This window comes from Phycicoccus flavus, from assembly GCF_004025965.2.
Classification (GTDB): Bacteria; Actinomycetota; Actinomycetes; order Actinomycetales; family Dermatophilaceae; genus Phycicoccus; species Phycicoccus flavus.
The window spans coordinates 1-22,179 of record NZ_SAYU02000034.1 but is presented as its reverse complement, the minus strand read 5'-3'; the positions used below and the strand labels follow the sequence as shown (position 1 = coordinate 22,179).

The window sequence follows — 22,179 nt, the reverse complement described above, 5'->3', positions numbered from 1 at the left end:
TGCTGGAAGAAACACGTCATGGGCGCGCAGCCAGGGACGGCCGCGTCTCTTCAGCCCGGTGTGACGTGGGAGCGTTCCGCTGCAGGTGCGCACGAATCGAGAGGTCGACCCGGCATGCGCTGCGGTCGCATGCAAAGAGTACCACCGGCCGGTCCGCGGGCCCAGCAGGACGCGGATCCCGGCGGTCAGGGGGCGTCGAGGACGCGGACCTCGGCGCCGCGGTCGGGGATGCCCGGGGTCAGCACCCGCCACCCGCGCGGCCCGTGCGCGACGACGTCCGGCACCCGGTCCGCGACGGCGAGGACGAGCACCGACGGCCCCGCGCCGGAGATGACGGCGGCGTGCCCGTCCGCCCGCAGCGCGTCGACGAGCGCCATCGACTCCGGGTAGGACGCGCGCCGGGCCTCCTGGTGCAGCCAGTCCCGGGTCGCCGCCAGCAGGTGCCGCGGCGCCGACCCGACGGCGTGCGCCAGCAGGGCGGCCCGGGCCGAGTTGGCCGCGGCGTCGGCCAGGCGCACCTGCTGGGGCAGCACGGAGCGGGCGCGCGCGGTCGACAGCTGGGCGTCCGGGGCGAAGACGACCGGCACGACGTCGGGGTGCACCGGCAGGCGCACCGTCGTCGTCGCCTCCCCGTCGGCCCAGGACAGCGTCATCCCCCCGTACACGCTGGCGGACGCGTTGTCCGGGTGCCCCTCCAGCCGCGCGGCCAGCGAGTTCGCCCGGTCCAGGTCGACCTCGCCGTCCCCGACCAGGGCGAAGGCCGCGACGATCCCGGTGACGATGGCCGTCGCGGACGACCCCATCCCCCGCCCGTGCGGGACGGCGTTGCGGCACTCCAGGCGCAGCCCGGCCGGCGCGTGGACGCCCAGGTCGGTCCAGGCCGCACGCATCGCCCGGTGCACGAGGTGGGACTCGTCGCGCGGGACGACGTCGGCCCCCTCCCCCTCGACGACGACCTCGAGGCCGCCCCCGGACGTGACCGTGGCCGTGCACTCGTCCCAGACGCCGAGGGCGCAGCCGACGGAGTCGAAGCCGGGGCCGAGGTTGGCGCTGCTCGCGGGCACCCGCACGACGACGGAGCCCCCGGCGCGCGGGCCTGCGGTCATCCCTCGAGCCCGAGGGCGCTCGCCACCGAGTAGGCGTCGACGGGCACCCGGACCGGCTCGATGTCGGCGCCGTCGGCGGTGCGCAGCGCCCACTGCGGGTCCTTGAGGCCGTGGCCGGTGACGGTGCAGACGACCGTCGCACCGGCCGGCACGAGCCCGGCGCGGTGCTGCTTCATCAGCCCGGCGATGCTCGCGGCCGACCCGGGCTCGACGAACACGCCCTCGGTCGAGGACAGCAGCCGCTGGGCCTCGAGGATCTCCTCGTCGGTGACGGCGTCGATGACGCCGCCGGACTCCTCGCGCGCCTCGACGGCCTGCCGCCACGAGGCGGGGTTGCCGATGCGGATGGCGGTGGCGATCGTCTCGGGCTCGTCGACCGGGTGGCCGAGGACGATGGGCGCGGCGCCGGCGGCCTGGAAGCCCCACATCGCCGGGGTGCGGGTGGCGACGGCGTCGACCTCGCTGCCGTCGGGAGCCGTTGCCGCGGAGGCGTACTCGCGGTAGCCCTTCCAGTACGCGGTGATGTTGCCGGCGTTGCCGACGGGCAGGACGTGGATGTCCGGGGCGTCGCCGAGCGCGTCGACGACCTCGAACGCGGCCGTCTTCTGGCCCTCGATGCGCGCCGGGTTGACCGAGTTCACGAGCTCGACCGGGTAGGACTCCGCGAGCTTGCGGGCGACGGTGAGGCAGTCGTCGAAGTTGCCCTCGACCTGGATGAGCGTCGCGCCGTGGGCGATGGCCTGGCTCAGCTTGCCGAGCGCGATCTTGCCGTCGGGCACGAGCACGGCGCAGGTCATCCCGGCCTTGACGGCGTACGCGGCGGCGCTGGCCGAGGTGTTGCCGGTCGAGGCGCAGATGACCGCCTTGGCCCCCTGACCCTTGGCCACGGAGATGGCCGCCGTCATACCGCGGTCCTTGAACGACGCCGTCGGGTTGAGGCCCTCGTACTTGACGTACACCTCGGCGCCGACCCGCTCGGACAGCCCCTCGCACGGGATGAGCGGGGTGCCGCCCTCGAGCAGGGTGACGACGGGGGCGCCGGCGAGCGCCGGCAGCCGGTGGGCGTACTCGCGCAGCACGCCGCGCCACTGGTGGGCCATCGCTCAGGCCCCTTCCACGCGCATGACCGACGCGACGCCCTCGACGGCGTCCAGCGCCGCGAGCGCCTCGACCGTCGCGGCCAGCGCGGAGTCGGTGGCCCGGTGGGTGACGACGATGAGCTTGGCCCGGCCGTCGCCGTCGGGCCCGGCCTGCTGGCGGACGGTCTCGATGGACACCCCGTGCTCGGCGAAGGCGGTGGCGACCTGGGCCAGCACGCCCGGCCGGTCGGCGACGTCGAGGCTGATGTGGTACCTCGTCACGGCCTGCCCGAGGTCGACGATCGGCAGGTCCGCGTACGCCGACTCCCCCGGCCCGCGCCCACCGGCCACCCGGTGCCGGGCCACGGCGACGACGTCGCCGAGCACGGCCGAGGCGGTGGGGTCGCCGCCGGCGCCGCGGCCGTAGAACATCAGCTCGCCGGCGGCGGCGGACTCGACGAAGACGGCGTTGAAGGCCTCGCGGACACTGGCCAGCGGGTGCCCGAGCGGCACCATCGCCGGGTGGACCCGCACGCTGACGGCGTCCGAGCCGTCGCTCGTCACGCGCTCGCAGATGGCGAGGAGCTTGACGACGCAGTCGTTGTCCTGGGCGGCGCGGATGTCGGCGGCGGTGACCTCGGTGATGCCCTCGCGGTACACGTCGGCGGCGGAGACGCGGGTGTGGAAGGCCATGCTCGCGAGGATGGCGGCCTTGGCGGCGGCGTCGAAGCCCTCGACGTCGGCGGTGGGGTCGGCCTCGGCGTACCCGAGCGCCTGGGCCTCGGCGACGGTCTCGGCGAACCCGGCGCCGGTGCCGTCCATCTTGTCCAGGACAAAGTTCGTCGTGCCGTTGACGATGCCCATGACCCGGTGGACGCGGTCGCCGGCCAGCGACTCCTGCACCGGCCGCAGGATGGGGATGGCCCCGGCGACGGCGGCCTCGTAGTACACGTCGACGCCGTGCTTCGCCGCCGCCTCGAACAGGGTCGGGCCGTCCTCGGCGACGAGCGCCTTGTTCGCCGAGACGACGGACGCGCCGTGCTCCATCGCGCGCAGGATGAGACCGCGGGCGGGGTCGATGCCGCCGATGACCTCGATGACGACGTCGGCGCGGGTCACGAGCTCCTCGGCGTCGGCGGTGAAGAGCGAGGGGTCCACCGGCACGTCCGGGCGGGGGCGGCCGGGGCGGCGGACGGCGATGCCGACGAGCTCGAGCGGGACGCCGCAGCGGGCGGCGAGGTCGTCGGCCTGCTCGACCAGCATGCGGGCGACGGACGAGCCGACGACGCCGCAGCCGAGCAGCGCGACGCGCAACGGAGCACCGGGATCGTGCGCCATGGTGGGAGGGTCTCCTCGAGTCTTAGGGCTCAGGCGTCCGCCACGTCGAGGGCGAGCAGGTCATCGATGGTCTCACGACGGACGATGACCCGGGACTCGCCTCCACGGACGGCGACGACGGGCGGCCGCGGGGTGTGGTTGTACTGGCTCGACAGGCTGCGGCAGTAGGCGCCGGTGCCGGGGACGGCGATGAGGTCGCCGGGTGCGAGGTCGGCCGGCAGGTACTCGTCGAGGACGACGACGTCGCCGCTCTCGCAGTGCCGCCCGACGACCCGCGCGAGCACCGGCTCGGCGGTGGAGTGCCGGCCGGCCAGGGTGCAGGAGTAGTCGGCCTCGTAGAGGGCCGGGCGGGCGTTGTCGCTCATCCCGCCGTCCACCGAGACGTAGGTGCGGGCGTGGCCGTCGCCGAGCTCGACGCGCTTGACGGTGCCGACCTCGTACAGGGTGAAGGTGCTGGGGCCGGCGATGGCGCGGCCGGGCTCGACCGATACCCGCGGCGCCCGCGCGGTGTCACCGTCGTGGAGGACCTTGACCTCGCGCTCGACGATGTCGGCCATGGCGTCGGCGAGGACGTCGGCGGGCAACGGGGTGTGCTGCGAGGTGTAGGCGATGCCGTAGCCCCCGCCGAGCCCGAGCTCGGGCAGCGCCACCCCGAGCTCGTCCTGGATCCGGGCCTGGAGGCCGACGAGCCGGCGCACGGACGCCTCGAAGCCGCCGGTGTCGAAGATCTGGCTGCCGATGTGGCTGTGCAGGCCACGCAGCTCGACGGCGTCGGGATGCTCCAGCAGGCGCCTCGCGGCCTCGAACGCGGCGCCGCCGGCGAGGCTGAACCCGAACTTCTGGTCCTCGTGGCCGGTGGCGATGAACTCGTGGGTGTGCGCCTCGACGCCGACGGTCACCCGGATCATCACGGCGGCGCGGACGCCGAGCTCGGTGGCGAGCGCGACGACGCGGTCGATCTCGTGGAAGGAGTCCAGGACGATCTTGCCGACGCCGTGCTCCAGCGCCGTGCGCAGCTCGTCCTCGCTCTTGTTGTTGCCGTGGAAGGCGAGGCGCTCGGGCGGGAAGCCGACGCGGCGGGCGACGGCGAGCTCGCCGCCGGTGCACACGTCGAGCGCGAGGCCCTCCTCCATGACCCAGCGCGCGACGGCGGTGCAGAGGAACGCCTTGCCGGCGTAGTAGACGTCGGCGCCGCCGAGCCGCTCGAAGGCGGAGCCGAAGCCGTCGCGGAAGGCGCGGGCGCGGGCGCGGAAGTCGTCCTCGTCGAGGACGTAGGCGGCGGTGCCGTGGCGCTGCGCGAGGGTGACGACGTCGACGCCGCCGACGGTGAGGCGGCCCTCGTCGTCGCGGGACACCGACGAGGACCACAGCATCGGCAGCAGCTGCATGACGTCTCTCGGGTACGGCAGGTAGAGCGGGGGGCCGCCGTAGCCCTCGGCGTGGAGGGCCCCGGCCTCGTGGACGCGCATCGCTCAGCCCCTCACATCCGGTCGGGGGCGCTGACGCCGAGCAGGCCGAGGCCGTTGGCGAGCACCTGGCGGGTGGCGTCGTTGAGCCACAGGCGGGTGCGGTGCAGCTCGGTGACCTCCTCGTCGGCGTGCGGCCGGACGCGGCAGGTGTCGTACCACTTGTGGAAGTGGGTGGCGAGCTCCTCGAGGTAGCGGGCGACCCGGTGCGGCTCGCGCAGGTGCGCCGCCTGGGCGACGACGCGCGGGAAGTCGCCGAGGGTGGCCAGCAGCGTCGCCTCGGTGGGGTCGGCGAGCAGTCCGGCGTCGAAGCCGTCGGCGCGGTCGACGCCGTCCTCCTTGGCCAGGCGGGCGACGTTGGCGGTGCGGGCGTGCGCGTACTGCACGTAGAAGACGGGGTTGTCGTTGCTCTGCTTGCGCAGCTCCTCGCCGTCCAGGCTCAGCGGGGTGTCGGCCGGGTAGCGGGCCAGGGAGTAGCGCAGGGCGTCCGAGCCGAGCCACTCGATGAGCTCGTCCATGTAGATGGCGTTGCCGCGGCGCTTGCCCATCCGCTCGCCGGCGATGGTGATGAGCTGGCCGATGAGGACCTCGATGTTGTGCTTCGGGTCGTCGCCGGCGCACGCGGCGATGGCCTGGAGGCGCGCGACGTAGCCGTGGTGGTCCGCGCCGAGGAGGTAGATCTTCTGCTCGAAGCCGCGGTCCTTCTTGCTCAGGTAGTACGCGGCGTCGGCGGCGAAGTACGTCGGGGTGCCGTCGGCCCGGACGAGGACGCGGTCCTTGTCGTCGCCGAAGTCGGTGGTGCGCAGCCAGACCGCGCCGTCCCGGTCGTCGACGTGGCCCTGCTCGCGCAGCCGGTCGACGGCCTGGCCCACGGCGCCGCCGTCGTGCAGCTCCGTCTCGGAGAACCACACGTCGAAGTGCACGCCGAAGGCGTCGAGCGTCCGGCGGATGTTCGCCATCTGCGTGGCGTAGCCGATGTCGCGGCAGACGGCGAGGGCCTCGGCTTCGGGCAGGTCGAGGACGTCGGGCCGCTGCTGCTGCACCTCCTGGCCCAGGGCGACGACGTAGTCGCCGGGGTAGCCGCCCTCGGGGACCTCCTCGCCCTTGAGCCGGGCGAGGATCGACGCGGCGAACTTGTCCATCTGGGCGCCGGCGTCGTTGACGTAGTACTCGGTGGCGACCTGCGCGCCGGAGGCCCGCAGCAGCCGGGCCATGGCGTCGCCGAGCGCGGCCCAGCGGGTGTGGCCGATGTGCAGGTCACCGGTGGGGTTGCCGGAGACGAACTCGACGTTGACGACGTGACCGGCCTCGGAGTCGTTGCGGCCGTAGGCCTCCCCCGCCTCGACGACGGTGCGGGCGAGCTCTCCGGCGGACGCGGCGTCGAGGGTGATGTTGAGGAAGCCGGGGCCGGCGACGTCGACGGTCTTGACGCCGTCGATGCTGCCGAGGCGCTGGGCGAGCGTGGTGGCGAGGTCGCGCGAAGGCATGCCGGCCCCCTTGGCCAGCTGGAGCGCGACGTTGGTGGACCAGTCGCCGTGGTCGCGATTGCGCGGACGCTCCACCCGGACCTCGTCGGGCACGGTGACGGCGAGGTCACCGGAGTCGACGGCGGACGTCAGGGCGCCGCGGATGGCGGCAGAGAGCTCAGCGGGGGTCACCCGCGCGAGTTTATCGGCGGCGCCGACGCCGCCGACCGGCCGCCGCGAGGCGTGAGACGGTGCCGACGACGTCCTCCGGCTCGAACGGCTTGGTGAGGAAGGCGTCGAACCCGGCGGCGGTCGCGTCCTCGGGCCGGGTGTCGTTCGTCGCGGCGGTCAGCAGGACCACCGGCACCCCGTCCAGGCGTGGGTGGGACCGGATCGCTGCGATGGCCCACCACCCGTCGTAGGGCGACATCTGCTGGTCGAGGAGGACGACGGCGGGCAGCGGCTGGTGCGGGTCGATGAGCCGGGACATGGCCTCGCGGCCGTCGGCGGCCTCCTCGACGGCGAACCCCTCGAGCTCGAGGTTGATCCGGAGCAGCCGTCGGATGGCCTCGGTGTCGTCGCAGACGAGGACCAGGCGAGCGCCCCCGGGGTCCTCCTGCCCGGATTGCATGGACGCCAGCGTAGGCTGCTACCGTCGGTGCGCGCCGTCGTCCGAACGTACGGCGCGACTGGTTCCGCCCCCGTAGCTCAGGGGATAGAGCACCGCCCTCCGGAGGCGGGAGCGCAGGTTCGAATCCTGCCGGGGGCACCATACCGCAGGTCTCTGACCTGCGGTGATGTGTTTCCAGGGGTCGAGCGTGCAACAACCGTGCAACAGGTCAATTGAGCCTCTCGGCGCCAGGCCCGCTGTTGCACGCCTGTTGCACGTCTCAGCGGCCCCTGTCCCGTTATCCGCAGGCGCCGCTCTGCAGGTTCCTGTCACGCTGGCCTGATGGAGACGGTGACGCTGTGGCGACCGACCGGGCCCGCCGAGTTGGCCCTGGTCGAGGCGTCGGGCTGGCGCGCGTGGCCACCGCGGCTACCGGACCAGCCGATCTTCTACCCGGTCCTCAGCGAGGAGTACGCGACGAGGATCGCGCGCGACTGGAACGTCAAGGCGAGCGGCGCCGGCTACGTCACGCGCTTCGAGGTGCTGACGTCCTTCCTCGCCGCCTATGACGTCCAGCAGGTCGGCGGCTCGACGATCCTCGAGTACTGGATCCCAGCCGAGGACCTCCAAGCGCTGAACGACAACATCGTCGGCCTCATCGAGGTCGTCGCGGAGTTCAGCGCGTCATAGGTCCTCTGACTCGGCCCCGTCGACAAGGTCCGACCAGAAGGGGGTCCGGCGGTCGGGGCTGATCGTCCGTGGATGCGGATCTCCCCCGAACTCGCGCGCCGACCAATCCGCGATGTCGTCGCCGTAGTAGATGACATCTGTCTGCCACACGGAAAACACCGGCGGGTCTTCGTTGGTCGGCCTGGCCGGAAAGTATCGGTGACCGAAGAGGGGAACGAGGGCCGGGACATCGCCAAGCCGTGATCTCGCGACAGCCTCCGCGTCACCCTTGCCCACTGGACGCGAGCCCCATGACGCCGGCCAAAAGGCGTCGTGGAGGACGTCGAAGACGACGCCGTCGGTTGGCCAGGTCAGACGGCCCATGAGCTCCTCGGTCGTTCCGTGCCGCCAGTCCGGCCACGCGGCTCGCTCGGTCACCTGCGGCCCCTCGACCGGCAGCACCCGCGAGAGGAACTCGCGCTGTGATCGAGCGAAGGTGATGCCGAAGCGTTGCTCGACGGCCCTCAGCTCGTCCGCGCTCAGCCCGGGGGCATACTTCACGCCCGCTAGGGCGAGAGTCTCAACGGCGATGTCCACGCTCCCCATGCGCCCAACCTGCCACGGCACGCGCTGGGTACACGGGCTTTCGAGCTTCCCGCTTCGGCTATCCGCCCTGCGGTCTCTTCCCTGCCTCGGCTCGAAGTCTCCTGACGCCGTCGCCCCGTCCCACAGGGCGATCCACCGGCCGCTGACGACACCCCCGATTTCCCAGAACCCCGTCAGCCGCACACCTCATGCATTCCGGACCTCGGTATATCGTTGTGACGACCAAATCACGCATCGATCGTGCGCACGAGGCGGTGCTCATGAGCGCAGAGCCACCCGAGCCAGCGGCCAACCGGAAACGTCGATCTCCGCGCGCACCTGGGCAGGTTGTGACCTGCGGATGGTGCGGTACAGACGTACCCGTACCGGCGCGCGGCAGGGTCCCAAAGTGGTGCTCCCCCACCTGCCGGCACCGCGCATGGGAGCAGCGCCGGGCCGCTGAATCGGGCCTGTCCGCCGTCGAAGTTCGTGACCGAATCATCGAGTCCGTCCGTACCGTAAAGGTCGTCGAGCATCACCGCGTCGCCGTTCCGGTCGACCCCCGGCCTCGGACGGTTGAAGACTACGCAGGGATACTCAGTGAGCTCGCCGAACGGCTCGACACGGGGCGCGTCTACGACCGAGATCTGCCCACGCTGACCCTCGCCGTCAACAGCCTCCTGGACGCGATGGCTCGACGGCTGCGTTGAGTAGAACGACCCACCGCGCCTGCGCCTCTGCGCCCGCTAAGGGCCGTGGTGACCTCTCCCGGCGGAGCTGCACTTGAGCCAGTAAGGAAGTCCTCACGAAGAGGTACCCTCTCCAGAACGGTGAGGCCGGTGATGAGTCCGGGGCTGTAGTCGTAGTTGTTCCAGGTGGGCGCGGATGGCTCAGTGTCGGCAGCGGGAGGGAGTGCCGTGGAACTCGCCTTCCAGACTCGACGGCTTCGAACCGCTTGCGAAGAGCCGATGGAGGCGGCGAAGCACTACCCGCCCTTGGTGGTTGCGAGCCTGATCCGCCGAGTTGCTGACATCCGAGCTGCGGATTCACCACTTTCGCTGGTGGCGGGTTCACCGTCTCTGGCCACTTCCGGCGATCCGCAAGTGGAGATCCGCCTCGCGTCGGACTACATCCTCATCGGCGTGGCCAATCACCAGACCTGTCCAGTGCGTCAGGACGGGGAGATAGATTGGGATCGCGTTCGACGCTTGAAGATCGTTGGCATAGAGAGGACCGGGGCTCATGCTCGCGCCATCTAGCTTCGCACCCCGCTGGGCCTCGCCTCCAGGTGACACGATCCGTGACGTTCTTGACGAACGTGAACTGACGTCGGAGGACTTGGCGGACGGCCTCGGCTGGGCTGAGGAACGGGTGTCCCGTCTGCTGGACGGGGCCGAGGGCATTGATCTGGAGACGGCACGAGTGCTGGCCGGCGTGCTCGGGGGGAACGCCCAGTTCTGGATGACGCGCGAGGCCCAGTACCACGAGGATCAGTCGCGGTTGGCCGCTGACGCCTGGGCGAGGTCGCTGCCAACGAAGGACATGCGGTCTTTTGGTTGGCTTCCGAAGACCGACGACTGGATCGCCCGGATTGACGCCTGCTTGCAGTACTTCGACGTCCCAGACGTGGCTTCGTGGAACGGCTCCTATGGGCGGATGCTGTCCTCAGCCAAGTTCAGGACCTCGACCAAGGCCAGCACAAGCGAAGTTGCTGTCGCTGCCTGGCTCAGGCAAGCAGAGATTCAGTCTCGGACTCTCTCTGCAGCGCGATGGAGTCCGGGGGCCCTTCGATCATCGCTGAGTCAGCTGCGTGCGTTGACGAGAATCAAGGATCCAGCTGAGTTCATCCCCAAGTTGACGGAACTATGTGGAGCCGCTGGCGTGCTGGTGGCGGTGGTGCGTTCCCCGTCAGGTTGTCCGGCCAGCGGTGTTGCACGCTTCTTGGACGGAGGAACGCCGTTGATCGCTCTTAGTGGTCGCTACCTCGCAGATGATCATTTCTGGTTCACGTTCTTCCATGAGGTGGGGCACGTCCTCCTGCACGGTGCTGGGGAAATCTACGTTGATGACTTCAGTCATCAGGATATCGAAGCGATAAACGGAGTAGAGCTCGAGGCGGACCGATTTGCGGGAGAGACCCTGTTCCCCCCGCACCTGCGTTCTGCGGTCCCGACGCGCAAGCTGGCAGCGAGAGATGTTATCCGCCTAGCGCATGAAGTTGGCGTCTCGCCGGGCGTTGTCGTCGGCCAGCTCCAGTTCTCGGGGCGCCTAGGGTTCCACGAGATGAACTACCTTAAGCGACGATTCCGGTGGAACGGGACTAGCCTCGAAATGGCTTGAAGGAGCCAGGGCTCTTCTGCCAGTTGCAGAGTGCATCCTCAACCACGTCGAAGCTCACGCCGAGGGCCTCCTGGAGTCGTGCTACGTGAGGTCGAAGTTCTTTCGCCGACCTTTGATGACCGTGGGCATCGGTGCCGAAGAGAGCCCTCGCGCCACTCAGGGGCCCCGTAGCTCCCTCAAGGTATGAGTGTCCGGGTCGAACCTCAGCGATTGCCAACTTCGAGATGAGCATGGAGTAATCGAAGGCCGCCGTCCTGCCGAACCGATGCACCCGGCGCAGTTCTTGATAGAGCGCCTCGAAGGCCTCCTCTGGCGTTCTGGCGCTCTTGAGACTGGCCAGCAATGCTGCATGACCCCCACGGCCGAGGATCAGTGCAACATACGAGGCCACGACTTCGCCGGTACCAGCTGGTGACCAGCCAGCAAGGCTCTCGTACTTCCTGTGGTTGCCGAAGCCACCGGGAATGTCGCGTCGTCGCAGCTCGACCTGGTTCCGATCTAGCCAGTTCCTGAAGGCGGGCACGTCTCGCGAGATCGCCGCCCAATCCCACGCTCCGCCTTGACCGAGTTTTCCAAAGACGTTGCTCGCGTAGCGCCAACCACCCGTGCGGTGTTTTCCAAAATGCACGTAGAGAAAGACCATCCAGCAGGCATCATCAACGGCTCCTGCCTTCGCGTGGCGGATAGCTGCCATCAGCGGATCGAAGGTAGGTGAGTTCGGGTCCGCCGATGAGGATGGGAGGTCGCGACCCCTCAGGCGTTGAATGTATTCGTTCCGACGGAGACTTTCGATGATTTGCTCGACGAGAACCTCAAGCCGCTTTGGATGTGATATCCCTGGCATCGGAAGTGCCCGCCTTAGCTCCCTAAGCGCCGCTGAGAGGCGTTCGCCTTCCTCTCTGTCGGCCGGCTTCATAATTGAGCCCGATCAATTTTTGCGCAGAGCCATACAGAGATGTTCCGGACGACCTCGGCGGTTACGCCGAAGCTGCTCTGAAGGTTGTGGTTGTAGCCGAATACCCGCACCGACTCGGCTAGCTCCACGCCACCGAGTTCAGTGATAGTTCCGGTGTATGCGTAACCCGGAATGTCGGAACCCGAGCTACGCGGGAGCGCCCAACCCTCCATTTCCTTCGCCGTTAACGGTTGGTCGAGGAGGCGATCGAACTCGCGAACCACGGATGCCCCGTTAAGGATTAGCATGCGGATTCCGGAGTCTCGAAGAATTAAACCCAATGCGTCCCGAGACCCGTTGAGCAAAGCGCGCTGGTCCTTCGCAGGCAAGTTTCCCCACTTTCCCTCGGTCGCATAGGGAATTAAATCGAGGTGGCAGGCACTTGGATTCGTGCCATAGAAAGTGGCCGTTCCGGACAATAGTCTTTCGAGCACCTGAAACCAGCGATCGTACGGGTTGGCCCTGAAGTAGAGCCTGCAGGCATTGACAATCTCTACAAGCTGCTCGCCGCTGACTTCCGCCCAGGAACTTCTTCCAAGAGAGCTCAAAGTTGGAAGTCGCCGTTGACTGTCAGACAGCTCTGCACCAGACACATTGACGAACTCACGATTGCTCGGATTGATGCCAACCGTGGCGACGGAGGCCGACGAGTAGTCGCCGAAGAAGGGCACTGGACATCCCCAGTCCAACACTTGCGATATCTCCCCGCTCTCAAGTCGGTCAATGAGAGTTGTCATGGTCGAGTACAAAAGTCTCGCTCCTAAAGTCGTTCAAGCCGGTCGTCGACGAAAAGGTCAAAAGTCCGAGTACGCAGCTGCGAGCGCAGTTCCTCTATGGACGCTAGGTCCTTCACTGCCGCCCTGGCGTGGATTGCCAAGATCCTTGCGAGGTCCGCCCAGTAGTCATCCAGTTGCTCCACGTCCGCCGCCGTGAGAGTAGCCCCTTCGCGGATATCCCTTTCAAGGTCCAGGAGGGTCTCGATGGAGCTCCACGGATCTTGCTCCGGCATCGGGGCCATCTCATGGAAGGTGGATTGCCATCCCTCACCCATGAAGTGCTCCGCTTCGCTGAAGTTGGCTTCGTACAGGTGAAGGCTCCCCACGAAGTGCTGATACTCACCCAAGGGGTAGCCGGTTGAGACGGCCACCAACTCTTGAAGCATGGTGAAACAGAAGATGTCGTGCGGCAGCCCGAGCCACGCGTCGTTGGAGCGCATGTAGGTAATTAGATGCAGGCGCCCCTCCCGGATAAGAAACTGGAGAGTGCAGGTGCATGGCACATCCTCATGAGGAGCGGCAACGTCAGAACGGTCGAAGAGCTGGATCACGGCCTTCCGCGTCCAAGGGTTCGCCCTGAGGGCCTTGATGACGTAGTCCACTTGGCCGGACCCATCCGCGTCGAATAGTCGCGGCCCGTATCCGCCATGGACCTTCCCTGCTTCGTCGCACTTTCGATAGGCGCGGATGTAATGGGCGATGTGATCCGTGTCGTTGGATCCGGAGAGATACCAGCAAAGTTCACCCAGCGCGCTAAAGAGCCTACCCCTTCCTTCGGTACGACTCAATCGAGCGCGGGGGTTCGTGAGCCGGAGGGACGCAGCCCAAGTGTCTAGGGCAGGACCCTTCGTCGGGAGGGTCCTTTCACCTTGATCGAGCACGAACTCGACGACGGACCGGAGCAGGTCATCCAAGGTGACTTCTTCGATCACAGCGCCCATGTCCACTCCCGAGGCGCTCTCGAAGGATGTGAGTGCGGCCCTGGGTGCCCCTTCCCGCCTGGCCGTTGCTGCATGTTACGTCGGCACTGGGCGACTCGCTCGGACGCGCGCTTAAATCGGGGGTCGTGTCCTTCCCATATGCGACTGCGAGCTGCGCTGGCGCACCATCCTCGACGCCCTACCCACTCTTCAAGATCTTGCGCTCAAGACGCCTGAACAACCCACGGGGTCGCAGAAACCTATCGGCCACTGCGGTCCTCATCTTCTCCACCAGAGACACACCCGCGAGCACGGAGGGCACCCCCAAGATGGCCAAGATACTCTTCCATGACAAGCTCGAGAAATCCCACTCCCACGGGCGCGAGGCGTCTAGACCCTTCAGTGCAATGAGCGCAAGGGCCACGCCACCCATCACGCGAACAATCTGCACCCACCAAGTGGCCGATGCAGCACGATTGAAATCGAGGAACACTCGATAGGGATTGTTCATATTGACGCGCCTAACCGCACCACCATTGGTGGGTTGCTTGGATGGATACCTCCAGTAATAGACCAACAGTCCACGCCCACCTCCGAAGCGGTGAGCCCCCTTGAGATACGTTGTCCATGCTCCAGGTTCGAGGATACGGAGGTACCGAAACTCCGGACTGTGCGCGACGAGTTGCAGTTTGGGAGAGGCCATCAAGAAGACGTTTACCTCCTCGATCTCGAGGATTCTGTCTCGAAGTGAGCGATCAACACTGGCATAGCGACTTTCGCGCACGTCAGAGATTCGGAGGTCCATCCGTGCTCCCCCACTAATTCTCTTCCATCGCCAAAGCGGATAGGCGCCGAAGACCCGCCAGCGCATTCGAAAGTACCCTTGCTCTCCAGGACTGATGGGGGACACGAGGTTAAACTTGTAGAGAGACGAGTCGGCCCGCGATGTGTACGCGTCAACTCGCTTGACACTTGACACGTCGACGCGAGTGAGCCTCAATTCATTTGGATAGTCCCCGATCTGGAGGTAATGATGGCCAGCCCTAGTCTGATGTCCTACGGGGCCCCCAAAGATGAGCTCCGCCGTATCTGAGGTCGTTAACGACTCGTAGAGGTCCTGAGCGACCTTGCTGCCATCCGGCCAAGGCCCTTCCTCAACACGAAAGGGAAGCATCATCTGGAGGCTTGTGACAGCCTCCGATCCCGCAAGAATCTCTACTCCGACGTCGAAATAAAAGAGCCGACGACCCGGGACCAGACTTGGCAGGGACCACAAATTCACATGCGCACGGCGGACTTGAGGACCCGCCCCAGGCGTCTCACTGAGAATAGAAAAATAGCCCACAGGATTACGAAAGCCTTACGTACGACTGTGGAGGACGGGCCAGTCCCAAATGACTTAAGGCAAGGGGCTCATCGAATCTTGCGGCATCTGTGAGGTGCAGGGCGCTCGCGCGAGAAGCCCCCGCCAAATATTTTGAGAGGTATTGCCGCTCTTCAGGATCGTGCTCGAAACGAAGAAGCTCGGAGGGGGAGCCAAAGAGGACGTCGGTGACTTTTGCCAAACCAGTCACCTTGGAAACAGGTGCAGTCTCGTAGATATACAAGACACTTGGAATGGCAACCTTCACGACGACGCGGCGAAACTCATGCACTTTCTCGGCGCTATAAATCCGCTCAGCGTGCCGTGTGCGTATGGAGAATAACAGTTTGTTGGGCGCAGTCATGGAGCCAGGCGCGTAAACACGGCCTCATGCCGGCCTGTCCCGTACCGATTCAGTTCCGTTGCGACTCGCACGAAGCCGCGCGGCAAGAGAACCCTGCCCAACGTGTCGCTCAGGTGATGCGCCACCGTAACGTAGACCTCGTTCACTCCAGCCACTTCGAGGTCAATAAGCACGTCATCTAGAAGGGCGGATCCGAGACCCTGGCCTCGAGAGTCTTCAGCCACAAAGAGTGTGCTTAGTTTGACGGCGCTGCTTCTCTTGGGTGTCACGATTGCAACCCCGGAGAGCGCGTCGTGAGTTCTGACGACCTTACAGAGAGCCTTCCCGTCAGAGACATCTCGGAGCCTCTTACGCAGCCAAGCCTCGCCCTCCGGGTAGAGAGACCCGATGCTTTCGCTTAGGAGGCGCATCACTTCAGTGGCCTCGGATCCAACCATGTCGCGCACCTCCGGCGGCGTAGCGACCCTCTGAGTGAACATGCCGTCACACTACTGTGCGACCCCGACAGTGGCCCGGAACTTCCTCAGGACACTCGCATTTGGGGTCCTACAGCCCCCGCGATCGCAATCCTGCTACTCGGCCACCGAGAAGGGCGGGCACACGGGGTCACATCGACGACGGAGCAATCGCTGGAGGCCACTAGCCTTCCTAGGCGTCGTCGGAGGTCAGCAGAGGGGCTCTCAGCAACCGATTTTGGCGGTGCATGACTCCGTAGGTTGTGGGTGACGGGCTAGAGCTTAGACGAGCGCCACCTCGATGGTTACCTCAGGGAGCTCCTGCCAGCCCGACCGCACCGCGGGGGCTGGTCGAGAGTGAGACCAGTCCGCGCGTCACTTCATCGACATCGGTACCCCTGCGGTGGGCATGCGCTTGAGGAGTCGGTCCACGTCCGCCGGGTTCAGACGGATGAGCCGGCCCGTGCGGTAGGCAGCGAGCTGACCGCAGGCGATCCGTCGGCGAAGCGTTTTGACGCTCACGCCGGTGCGGTCGGCGGCGTGAGCGAGCGACTCGTACTTGCGTGGTGCGGTTGTCGTCGTGATGTGCACCTTTTTCAGCTCCTAAAGGGGCGCGAGACCCCCTGGGTGGACACGTGGCGGCACTCGGCTCGCTGAAGGCACACGGGGAGTCCTACGACGAACCCTGAGAGGCGTGACGAGCGGCCATGCCGGACAGGGCCTCCGCGATGACCGCGTCCCTCCCCTGCGCTGCGTGCTGGTAGCGCAGCGCCGCGACGGAAGTGCTGTGGCCGAGACGGGCCATGAGCTCGGCGAGGGTCGCGCCCGTCTGAGCCGCGAGGACCGCTGAGGTGTGGCGGAGGTCGTGGAATCGGAGGTTCGGCATCCCGATGGCCTCCCGCGCCGGCACCCAGGCGGCCTTGTAGAAGTTGCCGTGGGTCCAGTGCAGACCGGAGCGGGTCGCGAAGAGCAAGGCGTGGTTCGCGCGGCCGACATGCTGGTCCAAGTGCTCCTGCAGCGCCGGGAGCACGTGGGGTGGGATGGCGACCTTGCGGATGCCGGCGTCGGACTTCGGACGGCCGACGACCTCGGCGCCGTCGACGCGGACGACGGCGCGGCGGACGTGGACGATGGCCGCGTCGAGGTCGAGGTCACCCCGGCGCAGTTCGAACACCTCACCGAAGCGCAGCCCGCACCACGCGGCGATGAGCACGGCGGCACGCAGCCGTTCGGGGGTCTGGAGGACGAGGAGCTCGAGCTGGCCGACGGAGAGCGGTTCGATGGCCCGCTCGCGCCGCGTGGCACTGGCGCCGCGGATCCGGCACGGGTTGTCCCCGACGAGGACACCCTCCTGGATCGCCTGCGCGAACAACGACCGGAGCAGGGCATAGGCCTGCGCACGGCTGGTGCGCAGCTGTGGGTCGATGTTGGAGTGCCAGCGCACGACGTCGACCGGCTTGACCGCCCGCAGTTGCACGTCCCCGAACGTCGGGTAGATGAGCCGCTCGAGCAGTCCGTTGTAGAGCTTCAGCGTGAGCGGCCGGAGCGGCTCACCCCGCACCCGCCGGCTGAGGAGCGCCTCCGGGGCGTAGTCCTCGAGCGTCGGCGCCGACCGCTTCCGAGCCTCCCGTGCGAGCGGGCTGAGCCACTCGCCGGAGTCGACGAGCCGGCGCTCGCCGGCAAGCCAGCCCTCGGCGTCGATCCGCGTCTCGAAGGTCTTCAGGGCGACGTGCCGGTCGAGGTCCGGGCCGAGGTAGCTGGCCTGGAACCGCTTGGACGGCAGCTTCCGGATGGCGCCGAAACCGCGCCGCCCAGGACGTCTCGTGACCATGCTGCGTTCCCTTCCGTGCAACATACGTGCAATAGCGGAGGGCATCCGTGACCATCTGTGTCCACGTCTGTCCACCACCAACCACGCTGTGCTGCAAGGATACTCGCGCGAATCCGGCTCTGCCAGACACGCCCTCGACACGCCGCAGCAGACAGTTCGAATCCTGTGCTCTCCGTCCGCAACGTCCACAGGAGCGTCGCGGCACAGGACGTCGCGGTCGAGAAGAACGTGGCAACCGGCAGAGATCTCGAAAGTCACGATCCTGACGAGGCGGTCCCCTCCACGGCCCGATCGAGCCATGGACGCGACGTCGGTATCAGCGGGACGATGTCGACCCTCCTGCGGTGAACAGGGCACACTCGGTGCCCTCCCGGTCGTCGTCGAGGGACGTGATCGTCGTGGACCACCCGACATCTGTCCGAGGGACGGATCTGGACGACCCGTGCCTGGTCTTCCGTACGCCGGAGCGGCTGCGCGGGCGCCGGGTCGTCGTGTCAAGTGCCGGGCTGCTCGTGGGACGGGGCGACTCCGCCGACCTGCGGCTCGACGACCCGTACGTCAGCCGCACGCACGCGAGGATCCGGCGGATGACGTCCGGAGTGGTCGTCGAGGACCTCGGCTCGACGACGGGCACGACCGTCAACGGCGACCCGGCAGACGCCGCGACTCCGCTCACCGCCGGCGACGTCGTGCAGTTCGGAGAGGTGCAGATGGTGTTCCAGGTCGGGTCCTCCGCGCATACCCGGACGTTCCCGGCCGTCGCCGCGTCCGCAGCGGCTGCAGCGCCCGCAGCAAGAATCCGTCCACCGGGGCGCGCGCCCGGTGGCGGTGCCCGGTTTGACCTGCGGGAGCAGAGCGCCGGGGTCATCAGCAACGTCGGTCGGGACCAGCACATCAGCTACGTCGCCCACGTCCGGCAGGAGCGCGAGAGCCTCCTCCGCGAGATCGCCGCCACCCGGACCAGGGCGCGATCCCTGGTGTGGGCCGGTCTCGTCATCAGCGCCGTCGGGTTCGGGATGTTCGCCTACGCCATCCTGCGGACGATGGCGCGGATCGGCGACCGGCTGGGGTCGCCTTCGGCGGGGCCGCCGGACTTCGGCGACTTCTACGGCACGCCGGTCCTCGGTGTGCCCTCCGGGCTGCTTGGGTTCGCCGTCTGCGCGCTCGGGTCGGTGCTCCTGACGTTCGGGATCGTCCTGCACGTCGTGGCGTCCTCCCGCCGTCGACGCCTGGGCCGCGACCTCCCCCATCCGTACTCGCTTCAGAGAGGAACGCCATGACCTTCACCATCGGCAGCCAGAACGCCGGCGTCGTCAACAACGTCGACGGGGACCAGCACGTCACGGGCGGGCAGCAGGGCACGCTCGTGACGACGGCGGACGCGGTGCGGACCGCCGCGGAGCTACGAGCGGCGCTGGACGAAGCCGCCCTCGAGCCACAGACGGCAGCCCGGGCCCGGCAGGACGTCGACGAGATCGACGCCGAGCTGCACTCCGCCCCGGAACCCGACAAGGCCCGGGTCGCCGGCGCGCTGGAGCGGCTCGCCCGGCTGCTCAAGGGAGCCGGCGCGGTCGCCACCTCGGGCGCCGCACTGCTCGGTCCGCTCAAGGCGCTGGCCCTGTGGCTCGGGGCGCTGGGCGTTCCCGCGCTCGCGCTGCTGACGTAGCCGCACCCGGGATGAGGGCGGAGTGCGGGGTCAGACCTCGACGGACCGCTCGCCGGCCTCGAGGATCCGGCCGAGGGTCGGCCCGGGCGGGTCGCCGAGCATGGTGGACGCCACCCAGCGCGCGGCGAGGCCGTCGAAGTCGTCGTGATGGCGCAGCATCGAGTGGCTGCCGCCGCGCACCCGCACGAGGCCGGCGCGGGTCGTCGTCGACAGCCGCGAAGCCACGGCCTCCGCCGGTCCGATCCGGGCCACGCGGTCGGCGTCGCCGTGGACGAGGAGGACGTCACGCCCGCGGAGCGCGCCGACCGGGTCGTCGGGCGCGAGCCAGGTGGCGAGACCGACGACCGAGCGGACCCGCTCGTCGTCCGCCGCCAGCAGGGCCGCGCGCCCGCCGAGGCTGTGCCCGACGAGCGCCACGGGCACGTCACCGAGCTCGTCGGTCACCTGGTCGAGGGCCCAGCGGGCGTCGTCGACGGGCGTCGGCCGACCGCTCCACCCACGGGCGGAGTTGAGCAGCCGGCGGACCGCGAGCCGTCGTCCGCCGGTGCGGGCCAGCCGCGCGGCCACCGGCACCATGCGCAGCACCGACAGCTGGGCCGGGCTGACCGGGACCCGGTCGCCCCGGCTGCCGCCGCCGTGCAGCGCGACGGCGACCGCCTCCGGGTCGCGCGGCGTGTGGGTCCGGATGAGCCGGGTACGCACGTCGTCCATGCCTTTCCCCTACCCCGTGACCGGCCCGGTCTCCCGTCCCGTCGAACCCCGGGCTCGTCTTGGGCTCCGTGGGCTATGGGCCGAGCTCGCGGTCGAGCACCTGGGGGTGGTCGGCGTGCGCGACGCCTCCGCTGACGAGCAGGTCGCGCCGTCCCGCCGCGCGAGGTCGAGCACGGCGACGAAGGTGTCCACCGACCCGCGTGCGGCGAGGACGACAGCAGCCTGGAGGCGCTCGGGGTCCTGGCGGCTGCCCACCTCGTCGGGGAGCCGCTCCAGCTCCTCGGCGAGCAGCGCCGCGTCGCCCCCGAAGTCCTCCTCGAGTCGACGCCTCACCCGCGGGGTCAGCGCCGTCACGGGACGCGGGCCTCGGCCGACGGGTCCAGGCCCTGGAGCGCGCGGAGCAGCGGGTCGGTGTGGGCCAGGAGCGCGTCGTAGCGGGGCCGGAGGTCGCGGTACACGGCCGCGTCCGGGCCCGGGGCGACCTCCGAGCCCTCGCGGACCATCGCGTCGACGGCGGCGTCGAAGCCCGGGTGCAGCCCGACGCCGACCGCGGCGCACACGGCCGCGCCGAGCCCGGCGGCGTCGGTGAACGCGGTGCGCCGGGCGGGACGGCGCAGGACGTCGGCGACGACCTGCGTCATCACGTCCGAGCGCGCCCCGCCGCCGGAGACGAGCACCGTCGAGAACGACCGGCCGAGGCCGCGCTCCATGGCCTCGACGTGGCGCGCCATCGTCATCGCGATGCCCTCGAGGATCGCCCGGTGGATCGCCCCCCGGCCCTGCGAGCCGTCGAAGCCGAGGAGCGCCCCCCGCCGCCACGGCGCGTCCGGCGGCGCCAGCCAGTCGAGCAGCGCGACCAGCCCGCCGCAGCCGGCCGGGACGGCCGCCGCCTCGTCGTCGAGCACCGCCTCGGGCCGCACCCCGGGCGGCAGGCCCCCGGCGACGAGGTCGCGGAACCAGCTGACCGTCCACATCCCGCGCCGGATGCCGCCGCTCTCGTACAGGTACTCCCCCGGCGCCGACCCGAAGTTCACCCAGTGGCTGTCGTCCCGCGGGAACGGCGAGGTGCCGACGGTCATCGACGCGATGTACGTCCCGAGCGACAGCAGCACCGTGTCCGGGGAGCGCAGCCCGCACCCCAGCGCCTCGACCGCCTTGTCGTTCGCGGTCGCGACGACCGGTACCCCGGCGGGGACCCCGGTGGCGGCCGACGCGGCCTCGGTCACCACCCCTAGCCGCTCCCCCGGCGAGACGAGGTCGAACAGCATCTCCCGGGGCAGCCCGGTCCGGACGTAGTCGGCGGGGTCCTCGGACCAGTCGGCGGTCTCCTGGTCGACCGGCCACGCGCCGGCGTAGTTGGCGCGGGTGTCGACGAACCGCCCGGTGAACCGGTGCGTGACGTAGCCCGACGACGTCGTCACCCACCGCACCCGCGGGTCGGCGGCAGCGTCGAAAGGACCGGCGACGCGCGGGTCCATCCAGCTCATCACCGGCTCGACCAGCCCGCCGCGCTCGTCCAGCAGCGCCCGGCAGTAGCGGATCGTGCACAGCCCCACGGCGACGATCTCCTCCGGCCGCCCGTACGCCGCCACCGCCGCCCCGCACGCCGCGACGACCGAGTCCCAGAGGTCGTCGCCGGGGTGGACCACCCGCCCCGGCACCGACACGTCGTAGGCGTGCAGCGGCCGCGAGGCCTGCGCCAGCACCCGCCCCTCGGCGTTGACCACCGAGACCTTCGTCGACTGCGACCCGTTGTCGACGGCGAGGACGACGCCCCGGCTCACGGGTCGGACCGGCCGGTGAGCGGGTCGAACCCCTCCAGTGGCCAGATCGTCCCCGCGTTCATCACGCCCTCGGGGTCGAAGGCGCGCTTCAGCCCCTCGAGCAGCCACCACGCGCTGCCGTGCTCCTCGTGCACCCACGGCGTGCGGTACTTGCCGATGCCGTGGTGGTGGGCCATCGACCCGCCGACGCGCAGCGCCTCCTCGACGACGATCGCGTTGAGCGGCACGTGGTACTCGGTGATCTCCTCGCGCGGCTCGCAGCGGATGTCGTAGTCGTAGACGAAGTACAGGTTCGTCCCGGTCTGGTAGCTGTGCGAGGAGTGCGCCCCGAGCATCGTCAGGTCGCCGGCCCGCGGGAACTCGGTGCGGACCCGGTGCATCACCGCGTCGAACAGCTCGCCGACCTTCGACCACCCCACCGACACCTCGGTGGTGTACCCGAGGTGGGCGTTCTCGCGCATCGCCTCGCGCTCGGCGTCGATCTGCTCCTGGCCCCAGTTGAGCCGCTCGAACCACGTCCGGACGTGGTGGTCCTCGACCCGGGTGCACGGCCGCGCGGCGAAGACCTCCTCGATCGCGGTGGCCGTCGCCTCGGCGAGCAGCCGCGGGCCCTCGGCGACGAGGACGACGACGCACCGGCCGCCCGCGAAGTGCGCGAAGTGCTGGGCGGCGTCCTCCTGCGAGTAGGCCCGGCA

General features: G+C 68.9%; 22 protein-coding genes and 1 tRNA gene. 6 read left to right on the top strand and 17 right to left on the bottom strand.

Annotated elements, in window-relative coordinates; translation table 11 throughout:
* Positions 1 to 185: 185 nt before the first annotated feature.
* Genes thrB through EPD83_RS11355 form a run of 6 tightly spaced genes read right to left on the bottom strand, consistent with a single transcriptional unit; the run spans position 186 to position 7,086 of the window.
* Positions 186 to 1,106 (bottom strand): homoserine kinase, encoded by a 921-nt coding sequence (gene thrB / locus EPD83_RS11380; protein ID WP_128367679.1) that lies wholly within the window; start codon positions 1,104 to 1,106, stop codon positions 186 to 188.
* Positions 1,103 to 2,206 (bottom strand): threonine synthase, encoded by a 1,104-nt coding sequence (gene thrC, locus EPD83_RS11375; protein ID WP_128367680.1) that lies wholly within the window; start codon positions 2,204 to 2,206, stop codon positions 1,103 to 1,105. The genes thrB and thrC overlap by 4 nt, the downstream gene beginning before the upstream one ends.
* Before the next feature lie 3 nt (positions 2,207 to 2,209).
* Positions 2,210 to 3,523, bottom strand: coding sequence for a homoserine dehydrogenase (locus tag EPD83_RS11370; protein WP_165566602.1), 1,314 nt, complete (start codon positions 3,521 to 3,523; stop codon positions 2,210 to 2,212).
* Between the two features lie 29 nt (positions 3,524 to 3,552).
* A complete protein-coding gene (gene lysA / locus EPD83_RS11365) occupies positions 3,553 to 4,992 on the bottom strand; it encodes a diaminopimelate decarboxylase (protein ID WP_165566601.1) in 1,440 nt (479 codons plus the stop codon).
* A gap of 11 nt (positions 4,993 to 5,003) precedes the next feature.
* Entirely contained in the window at positions 5,004 to 6,647 is a 1,644-nt protein-coding gene (locus EPD83_RS11360) for an arginine--tRNA ligase (RefSeq protein ID WP_165566600.1), read from the bottom strand.
* Between the two features lie 10 nt (positions 6,648 to 6,657).
* Entirely contained in the window at positions 6,658 to 7,086 is a 429-nt protein-coding gene (locus tag EPD83_RS11355) for a response regulator (RefSeq protein WP_128365686.1), read from the bottom strand.
* A 66-nt stretch (positions 7,087 to 7,152) separates the two neighbouring features.
* On the opposite strand from EPD83_RS11355, the gene EPD83_RS11350 reads away from it, so the two are divergent.
* A tRNA-Arg gene (locus EPD83_RS11350) sits at positions 7,153 to 7,227 on the top strand.
* A gap of 180 nt (positions 7,228 to 7,407) precedes the next feature.
* The gene (locus EPD83_RS11345; RefSeq protein WP_128365685.1) at positions 7,408 to 7,755 is read left to right on the top strand and encodes a hypothetical protein; all 348 of its coding nucleotides are present in this window, start codon (positions 7,408 to 7,410) and stop codon (positions 7,753 to 7,755) included.
* On the opposite strand, the gene EPD83_RS11340 is transcribed toward EPD83_RS11345, so the two are convergent.
* Positions 7,750 to 8,340: a hypothetical protein gene (locus EPD83_RS11340; protein WP_128365684.1), complete on the bottom strand. Its 591-nt coding sequence runs from the start codon at positions 8,338 to 8,340 to the stop codon at positions 7,750 to 7,752. The two genes, EPD83_RS11345 and EPD83_RS11340, sit on opposite strands and share 6 nt — an antisense overlap.
* A gap of 896 nt (positions 8,341 to 9,236) precedes the next feature.
* Here EPD83_RS11340 and EPD83_RS11335 point away from each other — a divergent pair.
* Both EPD83_RS11335 and EPD83_RS11330 read left to right on the top strand, forming a co-directional pair.
* Positions 9,237 to 9,578 carry a hypothetical protein gene (locus EPD83_RS11335; RefSeq protein WP_128365682.1) on the top strand — a complete coding sequence of 114 codons (342 nt, stop codon included), beginning with the start codon at positions 9,237 to 9,239 and terminating at the stop codon, positions 9,576 to 9,578.
* 112 nt (positions 9,579 to 9,690) lie between these two features.
* Entirely contained in the window at positions 9,691 to 10,659 is a 969-nt protein-coding gene (locus EPD83_RS11330; protein WP_164896151.1) for an ImmA/IrrE family metallo-endopeptidase, read from the top strand.
* Here the strand turns inward: EPD83_RS11330 and EPD83_RS11325 are convergent.
* The 6 genes from EPD83_RS11325 to EPD83_RS11300 all read right to left on the bottom strand — a co-directional run bounded on the left by EPD83_RS11325 (position 10,640) and on the right by EPD83_RS11300 (position 17,323).
* A complete protein-coding gene (locus tag EPD83_RS11325) occupies positions 10,640 to 11,575 on the bottom strand; it encodes an alpha-glutamyl/putrescinyl thymine pyrophosphorylase clade 3 protein (RefSeq protein ID WP_128365680.1) in 936 nt (311 codons plus the stop codon). The genes EPD83_RS11330 and EPD83_RS11325 overlap by 20 nt on opposite strands.
* Positions 11,572 to 12,285, bottom strand: a complete 714-nt coding sequence (locus EPD83_RS11320; protein ID WP_205859504.1) for a hypothetical protein — start codon at positions 12,283 to 12,285, stop codon at positions 11,572 to 11,574. Before EPD83_RS11320 ends, EPD83_RS11325 begins: the two co-directional genes overlap by 4 nt.
* An 89-nt stretch (positions 12,286 to 12,374) precedes the next feature.
* Positions 12,375 to 13,331, bottom strand: a complete 957-nt coding sequence (locus EPD83_RS11315) for a thymidylate synthase (RefSeq protein WP_128365679.1) — start codon at positions 13,329 to 13,331, stop codon at positions 12,375 to 12,377.
* Positions 13,332 to 15,033: 1,702 nt separating this feature from the next.
* Positions 15,034 to 15,516 (bottom strand): GNAT family N-acetyltransferase, encoded by a 483-nt coding sequence (locus EPD83_RS11310; protein ID WP_128365678.1) that lies wholly within the window; start codon positions 15,514 to 15,516, stop codon positions 15,034 to 15,036.
* 351 nt (positions 15,517 to 15,867) lie between these two features.
* Positions 15,868 to 16,083 (bottom strand): excisionase family DNA-binding protein, encoded by a 216-nt coding sequence (locus tag EPD83_RS11305; RefSeq protein ID WP_235950537.1) that lies wholly within the window; start codon positions 16,081 to 16,083, stop codon positions 15,868 to 15,870.
* Between the two features lie 82 nt (positions 16,084 to 16,165).
* Positions 16,166 to 17,323, bottom strand: a complete 1,158-nt coding sequence (locus tag EPD83_RS11300; protein ID WP_128365677.1) for a tyrosine-type recombinase/integrase — start codon at positions 17,321 to 17,323, stop codon at positions 16,166 to 16,168.
* A 398-nt stretch (positions 17,324 to 17,721) separates the two neighbouring features.
* Between EPD83_RS11300 and EPD83_RS11295 the strand changes: the two genes are divergently transcribed.
* Together EPD83_RS11295 and EPD83_RS11290 are read left to right on the top strand one after the other, a co-directional pair.
* The gene (locus tag EPD83_RS11295) at positions 17,722 to 18,603 is read left to right on the top strand and encodes an FHA domain-containing protein (protein WP_165566599.1); all 882 of its coding nucleotides are present in this window, start codon (positions 17,722 to 17,724) and stop codon (positions 18,601 to 18,603) included.
* Complete coding sequence (locus tag EPD83_RS11290) at positions 18,600 to 18,989, top strand: hypothetical protein (protein WP_128365675.1); 390 nt, start codon at positions 18,600 to 18,602, stop codon at positions 18,987 to 18,989. Before EPD83_RS11295 ends, EPD83_RS11290 begins: the two co-directional genes overlap by 4 nt.
* A gap of 30 nt (positions 18,990 to 19,019) precedes the next feature.
* Here EPD83_RS11290 and EPD83_RS11285 read toward each other — a convergent pair whose 3' ends face one another.
* The 4 genes from EPD83_RS11285 to EPD83_RS11270 all read right to left on the bottom strand — a co-directional run.
* Entirely contained in the window at positions 19,020 to 19,700 is a 681-nt protein-coding gene (locus EPD83_RS11285; RefSeq protein WP_128365674.1) for an alpha/beta hydrolase, read from the bottom strand.
* 9 nt (positions 19,701 to 19,709) lie between these two features.
* The gene (locus EPD83_RS11280) at positions 19,710 to 20,033 is read right to left on the bottom strand and encodes a hypothetical protein (RefSeq protein ID WP_165566598.1); all 324 of its coding nucleotides are present in this window, start codon (positions 20,031 to 20,033) and stop codon (positions 19,710 to 19,712) included.
* Between the two features lie 17 nt (positions 20,034 to 20,050).
* The gene (locus tag EPD83_RS11275) at positions 20,051 to 21,484 is read right to left on the bottom strand and encodes an FGGY-family carbohydrate kinase (RefSeq protein ID WP_235950535.1); all 1,434 of its coding nucleotides are present in this window, start codon (positions 21,482 to 21,484) and stop codon (positions 20,051 to 20,053) included.
* Positions 21,481 to 22,179: FAD-binding oxidoreductase (locus EPD83_RS11270; protein ID WP_165566597.1), on the bottom strand; the 699-nt coding region annotated here is incomplete at its 5' end. The genes EPD83_RS11275 and EPD83_RS11270, both read right to left, overlap by 4 nt.